Here is a 5,529-nt window from a genome sequence, read left to right on the forward strand (position 1 = left end):
GCTACGCCGGGTGTTCGCTACGCCGGGTGTTCGCTGCACCGGGAGCTCGCTACGTCGGGAGATCAGCGATGGCGGGTGAGCGGCTCGCTTGGCGCCAGGGCCAGGGCCCGCTTGGCCTCGATAAAGGTGCGATTCCAGTAGCGGTCTTCCAGGCTATCGACCCGCACGCCACCGCTGCGACTGCTGGAGGAATGGATGAACTGATCGTCACCCAGATAAATCCCGGCGTGGCTGACACGCCCGCGACCGTTGGTGCTGAAGAACAGCAGATCACCCGGCTCCAGCGCGTCACGCTCGACCAGTGGGGCGTCGATCTTGATCATTTCGCGGGTCGAACGCGGCAACTGCAGGCCAAGCTCTTCCTTGAACAGGTAACCGATGAAGCCGCTGCAATCGAACCCCGACGTCACCGTGCTGCCGCCGTAGCGGTAACGGGTGCCGACCAGCGACAGGCCATGGGACAGCATGCTGTCGGCCAATTGCGGCAGTTCGTAGGGTTTGTCGGCGGCGAAATCGATGGCTGCTTCAACTTCAGCTTCTGCTTCGGCTTCTTCAAGAAAAACCGCATGCTCAGCCGTCTTGGCCTTCGCCACTGCAATGGTCGCCGGCGGTTGCGGCACATGGCTGGCACAGGCGGCCAGAACCAGGGTGAGTGCAAGAGGCACGAGGGGTGCGAAGCGATTGAGCATGGGCACAACGTGTCGTAGTTTCACAAGGGCGCGACTATGCCTTCCCTACGCCTCATTTGCAAATTCAATGGCTCTTGATGTGACTCAGCAGTTCCGGCAAAACATCTAAGGCCCGCCCTTGTACATGCACGTCGACGATATCGCTCAGGTCACCGCGGGCGGGATTGATCTCGGCGGTGAAGCCACCTGCCTGGCGGGTGTGCAGCAGTGGTTCGACGATATAGGGAAAGCTGGCGCTGGTGCCGATACTGATGACCACCTCGAAGCCATTGCCCACTTCTGTATAGAGGCTGTTGATCGCCCGTTCCGGCAGCATTTCCTCGAACAGCACCACCGGCGGACGCAGGATGCCGCCGCACTGCCGGCACTTGGGCGGGAGCGGCCGGCTCAGGTGCTCGGCCAGCTGCGCATCGATGGCGCCGCAGGACTGGCAATACAACGGCGCCAGCTCGCCGTGGATCTCGATCAGGCGCTCGGGCGGGCTGCCGGCGGCGCGGTGATAACCGTCGATATTCTGGGTCAGCACCCAGCACTGGGATTTCAAACGCTGCAGCTCGGCGATGGCGAAATGCCCGGCATTGGCCCGGGCGCCGAGGCAGGCCCTGCCCAGTTCGGCCAGGTACTTCCAGCACAGCGCCGGGTCGCGCTGCAGCATGGGACCGGAAAGCGCCGCCTCGATCGACAGGCCTTCGGCGGTCTGGCCGTTGTACAGACCGCCGATACCGCGGTAGGTCGGCAAGCCGGAGTCGGCGGACAGGCCGGCACCGGTGATGATCAGGATGCGCTCGGCCGTTTCAATGGCCTGGGCGATACGGGCAATGACCTCGTCCATCTCAAGCTCTCCCGCGTAGGGTGGACGACGCTCTTTTCGTCCACCACCAAATCAACAGGTGGATGGAGAAAGCGTCATCCACCCTACCTGTTCAATGATTGACCGTATACGCCAGCATCATCGACAACTGGCACAGTGGCCGACTGCTCTGCGCGTGCCACTGGTTGAACGCCGCCTGCACCGCGGCGCGGTCTTTCAGGCTGGTCGGTGCCTTGTCGATGATCTTCTGCGCCTTGAGTGCGGCAACCATGTCATCGGTGGGGATGAAGGTGTCCTTGCCGACCATGCGCAGGAAACGCGGCGCGGACAAGCCGCCCAGCTGGCTGCCATGCTTGGCCAGATAGCGCCACAGGCCAACGATATCGGTCACTGGCCAGTCGGCGATCAACGCACCGAAGCTGCCTTTTTCCCTGCGCACATCCAGCACGAACTGGGCATTGCGCGGCACGCTCTTGAGCTTGCCCAGATGGCGAATGATGCGCGCATCCTGCATCAGGTTTTCCAGGTGTTCGGCGCCCATCAGCACGACTTTTTCCGGATCGAAGCCAAAGAACACCTGCTCGAAAACCGGCCACTTGGCATCGACCAGGCTGTGCTTGAGGCCGGCACGGAAAATACGCAGGCTGATGGTGGAGAGATAGCGATCATCGCCCAGCGCGCGCAACTCGGCATCGCTGCGCGGCTGCGGCAAGCGCGCCTCCAGCGCCTCGACCGAGCCAAAACGATTCAGGCAATACTCATGGAGCCATTTGTAGTCGCGCATAGTCCCTCGCCTTTGTTTATCTGTTGTCGCTGTCCCTACAGATTCATCACATTGACGAAGCGCGATGCGGCACTTTCGTCGATTTTCAGGTTCTTGAAGTCGAACAGGTTGCGGTCGGCCAGTTGCGAGGGCACCACGTTCTGCAGGGCGCGGAACATGATCTCGGTGCGCCCCGGCGTCTTGCGCTCCCAGTCCTGGAGCATCTCCTTGACCACCTTGCGCTGCAGGTTCTCCTGGGAGCCGCACAGGTTGCAGGGGATGATCGGGAACTGCTTGAGCTGGCTGTAGGCCTCGATATCGGCCTCGCTGCAATAGGCCAGGGGGCGAATCACCACGTTGCGCCCGTCGTCGGCGCGCAGCTTCGGTGGCATGGCCTTGAGGGTGCCGCCGTAGAACATGTTGAGGAAGAAGGTTTCCAGGATGTCGTCGCGATGATGCCCCAGGGCCATCTTGGTCGCGCCTATCTCGTCGGCGAAGGTATACAGGGTGCCGCGGCGCAGGCGCGAACACAGCGAACAGGTGGTCTTGCCTTCCGGGATCATCTCCTTGACCACCGAGTAGGTGTCTTTTTCGACGATGTGGTAAGGCACACCGATGGCTTCCAGGTAGGCCGGCAACACATGCTCGGGGAAGCCTGGCTGTTTCTGGTCCATATTGACCGCGACTATCTCGAACTGGATCGGCGCGACCTTCTGCATATGCAGCAGCACATCGAGCATGGTGTAGCTGTCCTTGCCCCCGGACAGGCAAACCATGACCTTGTCGCCGTCCTCGATCATGTTGAAATCGGCGATGGCTTCGCCGGCCTGACGCCGCAAGCGTTTTTGCAGTTTGTTCTGATTGACCGAGAGGCTACCCATGGTGCGCTGGAATCCGAAGGCTTACTAAAGTGCGGCATTTTACCCAGAAAGCGCGACGCGCCCTACCCCAATCACGCTGAAATGTCAGGGTCTGTTGCCGTTTCATCGCGACCGCGCCGGAGCCTGTTTTAGCACGAGGCAAGGCACGAGACGCGAAGTTTGGTCGCTCCAAATGAGCGTCGAGAAACGCAGCATCGCGCTAAAACAGGCCCGGCCCTGCGGGTTGCGCGGAAAATCTCGCCATGCGTTGTTGTAGGACTTGGCAAGGGAACACCATTACCGGCGTCCTACGCCTAGCCTGGCGAGATTTTTCGCGCAACGCGGCTTGCGCTGAAACGGCAACAGACCCTAGGCTCAGGTGATGAACGACGAACTCGATCCCTCTGCAGATCTGGCAGATCAATTGCTCCAGTTGCTGCAGGACGCCCCCGCCGGGATTGGCGAATACCAGTTGATCCAACAGCTGAAAGATCGCCACTGCACGCACATTCCCCACCTGCCCTTGACCGACAAACTGGTGCTGTTTCGCACCCACTTCCTGGTATTCAACGCCCTGTACCGGCTGCGCGAACGCTTATGGGGCGAACGGCTCGGCTTCGTCCAGATCAGCCCGTTGCACATCCAGCTGCTGCCCTACCGGGCCGGCAGCGCCGAACTGAGCGAGCATGACCCGTTGCGCGACTATTACCTGGACCTCAGCCAGCTGACTGACACCGACGAACAGGATGTAGAGGAGCTGCTGGCCAGTTTCTGGAAACGCATGCAAGGCGGCGAGGAAAAGCGTGCGGCCCTGGAACTGTTTGAGCTGAACGACAGCCCGCAAGTGCTCAATATCGGGCTGATCAAGCATCGCTACCGACAACTGGTCAGCCTGCATCATCCCGATCGTGGCGGCAGCACCGAGCGCCTGCAGTCGATCAACAAAGCCATGGAAATTCTTGAACGCTATTACAACTAACTTTCAGAGACCAATTTGCTCTAAGCCAAGCCCCCTCACGCACCCAAGCCTCTGCCTATACTGCGACATACGGTCGCATAGGTTCGGCCCAGTACCCGGTGGCGCTGTCTACGCGCGCCGGGCACTTCGCTGGGGGGCGACCGCATAATAAGAGGAGGTGTCTGGCATGATCCATCACGTTTGGGGGCTCTTCACCCATCCCGATCAGGAATGGCAGGAAATTCGTGGCGAAGAAGAAACCATCAGCCACATGTATCTCACCCACGTACTGGTGCTCGCGGCGATTCCGGCGATCTCGGCCTTTATCGGCACCACCCAGGTTGGCTGGTCCATCGGTGATCGGGCACCGGTAATGCTGACCGAAGCCAGCGCATTGCAAATGACCATCATGACCTACCTGGCGATGCTTGCAGGAGTTGCAGTGATGGGCGCCTTCATTCACTGGATGGCACGTACCTACGACGCCAGCCCCAATCTGACCCAGTGCATCGTGTTCGCCGCCTATACCGCAACGCCCTTGTTCGTCGGCGGCCTGGCGGCACTCTATCCAAATATGTGGCTGGCCATGGTGGTGGGAACACTGGCCATCTGTTACACCGTCTACCTGCTCTATGTGGGCATACCAACCTTCATGAATATCCCCGAGGATGAGGGTTTCATGTTCTCCAGCTCGGTACTCGCGGTAGGTTTGGTGGTACTGGTGGCGATGATCGCCTGTTCGGTGATCCTCTGGGGCTTTGGGGTAGGCCCGGTCTATACCAGCTAAGGCACGACAACGAAGACTGGACGAAACCACCTTGCGGTGGTTTCGTCGTTTTGGGGCTGTCGTAGCGGTTCGGCTTAGGCATAATCGCGCCGTCATCTTCAGGTCGCGCCCATGCCCGAACACATCCACGCCCGTGTCGAAACCTGCTACCAGCAGGCCGAGGCCTTTTTCAAGCAGCGCTTCGCCCGTGCCGAAGTGAGCTTCAAGCTGCGTGGACAAAAGGCCGGAGTGGCGCACCTGACCGAGAACAAGCTGCGCTTCAACCCGCAGCTGTACCGGGAAAACCGCGAAGACTTTCTCAAGCAGACGGTGGCCCACGAAGTGGCGCACCTGATCGCCCATCAGCTGTTCGGCCTGAAGATCCAGCCTCACGGCGAGGAATGGCAACTGATCATGCGCGGCGTCTATGAGCTGCCGCCAAACCGCTGCCATAGCTACGACGTCAAGCGCCGCAAGGTCAGCCGCTTCATCTACCGCTGCAGCTGCCCGCAGCGCGACTTCCCCTTCTCCGCCCAACGTCACGCCCTGGTCGGCAAAGGCCGCCGCTACTTCTGCCGGCGCTGCAAGGTGACCCTGAGCTTTACCGGCGAACAGCGGGTGGAGTGAACGACGCTCTCCCCTGGGAAATCGATCACGAACGGCGAGCAAGCCGTTCTCAGCA

Annotated in this window: 7 protein-coding genes; 3 read left to right on the top strand and 4 right to left on the bottom strand. The window is 60.6% G+C overall.

Going from position 1 to position 5,529, the window contains the following annotated elements; translation table 11 throughout:
- Nucleotides 1–62 precede the first annotated feature (62 nt).
- The 4 genes from ABZE94_RS20015 to ttcA all read right to left on the bottom strand — a co-directional run bounded on the left by ABZE94_RS20015 (nucleotide 63) and on the right by ttcA (nucleotide 3,144).
- Entirely contained in the window at nucleotides 63–689 is a 627-nt protein-coding gene (locus ABZE94_RS20015; RefSeq protein ID WP_372877768.1) for a C40 family peptidase, read from the bottom strand.
- Between the two features lie 64 nt (nucleotides 690–753).
- Nucleotides 754–1,521 carry an NAD-dependent deacylase gene (locus ABZE94_RS20020; RefSeq protein ID WP_372877770.1) on the bottom strand — a complete coding sequence of 256 codons (768 nt, stop codon included), beginning with the start codon at nucleotides 1,519–1,521 and terminating at the stop codon, nucleotides 754–756.
- A 91-nt stretch (nucleotides 1,522–1,612) separates the two neighbouring features.
- Nucleotides 1,613–2,284 carry a DNA-3-methyladenine glycosylase I gene (locus ABZE94_RS20025; RefSeq protein ID WP_372877772.1) on the bottom strand — a complete coding sequence of 224 codons (672 nt, stop codon included), beginning with the start codon at nucleotides 2,282–2,284 and terminating at the stop codon, nucleotides 1,613–1,615.
- Nucleotides 2,285–2,319: 35 nt separating this feature from the next.
- A complete protein-coding gene (ttcA, locus tag ABZE94_RS20030; protein WP_372877773.1) occupies nucleotides 2,320–3,144 on the bottom strand; it encodes a tRNA 2-thiocytidine(32) synthetase TtcA in 825 nt (274 codons plus the stop codon).
- A gap of 361 nt (nucleotides 3,145–3,505) precedes the next feature.
- On the opposite strand from ttcA, the gene ABZE94_RS20035 reads away from it, so the two are divergent.
- The 3 genes from ABZE94_RS20035 (at nucleotide 3,506) to ABZE94_RS20045 (ending at nucleotide 5,474) form a co-directional block, all read left to right on the top strand.
- Nucleotides 3,506–4,102 (top strand): DNA-J related domain-containing protein, encoded by a 597-nt coding sequence (locus tag ABZE94_RS20035; protein ID WP_372877775.1) that lies wholly within the window; start codon nucleotides 3,506–3,508, stop codon nucleotides 4,100–4,102.
- 166 nt (nucleotides 4,103–4,268) lie between these two features.
- Entirely contained in the window at nucleotides 4,269–4,868 is a 600-nt protein-coding gene (locus tag ABZE94_RS20040; RefSeq protein WP_372877777.1) for a Yip1 family protein, read from the top strand.
- 111 nt (nucleotides 4,869–4,979) lie between these two features.
- Complete coding sequence (locus ABZE94_RS20045; protein WP_372877779.1) at nucleotides 4,980–5,474, top strand: SprT family zinc-dependent metalloprotease; 495 nt, start codon at nucleotides 4,980–4,982, stop codon at nucleotides 5,472–5,474.
- Nucleotides 5,475–5,529 lie beyond the last annotated feature (55 nt).

Origin of the sequence: Pseudomonas sp. (genome assembly GCF_041601375.1) — a bacterium.
Taxonomy (GTDB): domain Bacteria; phylum Pseudomonadota; class Gammaproteobacteria; order Pseudomonadales; family Pseudomonadaceae; genus Aquipseudomonas.

What these genes read in the sequence shown, in the direction of transcription:
- ABZE94_RS20040 (WP_372877777.1), top strand. Translation starts at nt 4,269, where the DNA reads ATGATCCATCACGTTTGGGGGCTCTTCACCCATCCCGATCAGGAATGG.
- ABZE94_RS20025 (WP_372877772.1), bottom strand. Translation starts at nt 2,284, where the DNA reads ATGCGCGACTACAAATGGCTCCATGAGTATTGCCTGAATCGTTTTGGC.
- ttcA (WP_372877773.1), bottom strand. Translation starts at nt 3,144, where the DNA reads ATGGGTAGCCTCTCGGTCAATCAGAACAAACTGCAAAAACGCTTGCGG.
- ABZE94_RS20020 (WP_372877770.1), bottom strand. Translation starts at nt 1,521, where the DNA reads ATGGACGAGGTCATTGCCCGTATCGCCCAGGCCATTGAAACGGCCGAG.
- ABZE94_RS20015 (WP_372877768.1), bottom strand. Translation starts at nt 689, where the DNA reads ATGCTCAATCGCTTCGCACCCCTCGTGCCTCTTGCACTCACCCTGGTT.
- ABZE94_RS20035 (WP_372877775.1), top strand. Translation starts at nt 3,506, where the DNA reads ATGAACGACGAACTCGATCCCTCTGCAGATCTGGCAGATCAATTGCTC.
- ABZE94_RS20045 (WP_372877779.1), top strand. Translation starts at nt 4,980, where the DNA reads ATGCCCGAACACATCCACGCCCGTGTCGAAACCTGCTACCAGCAGGCC.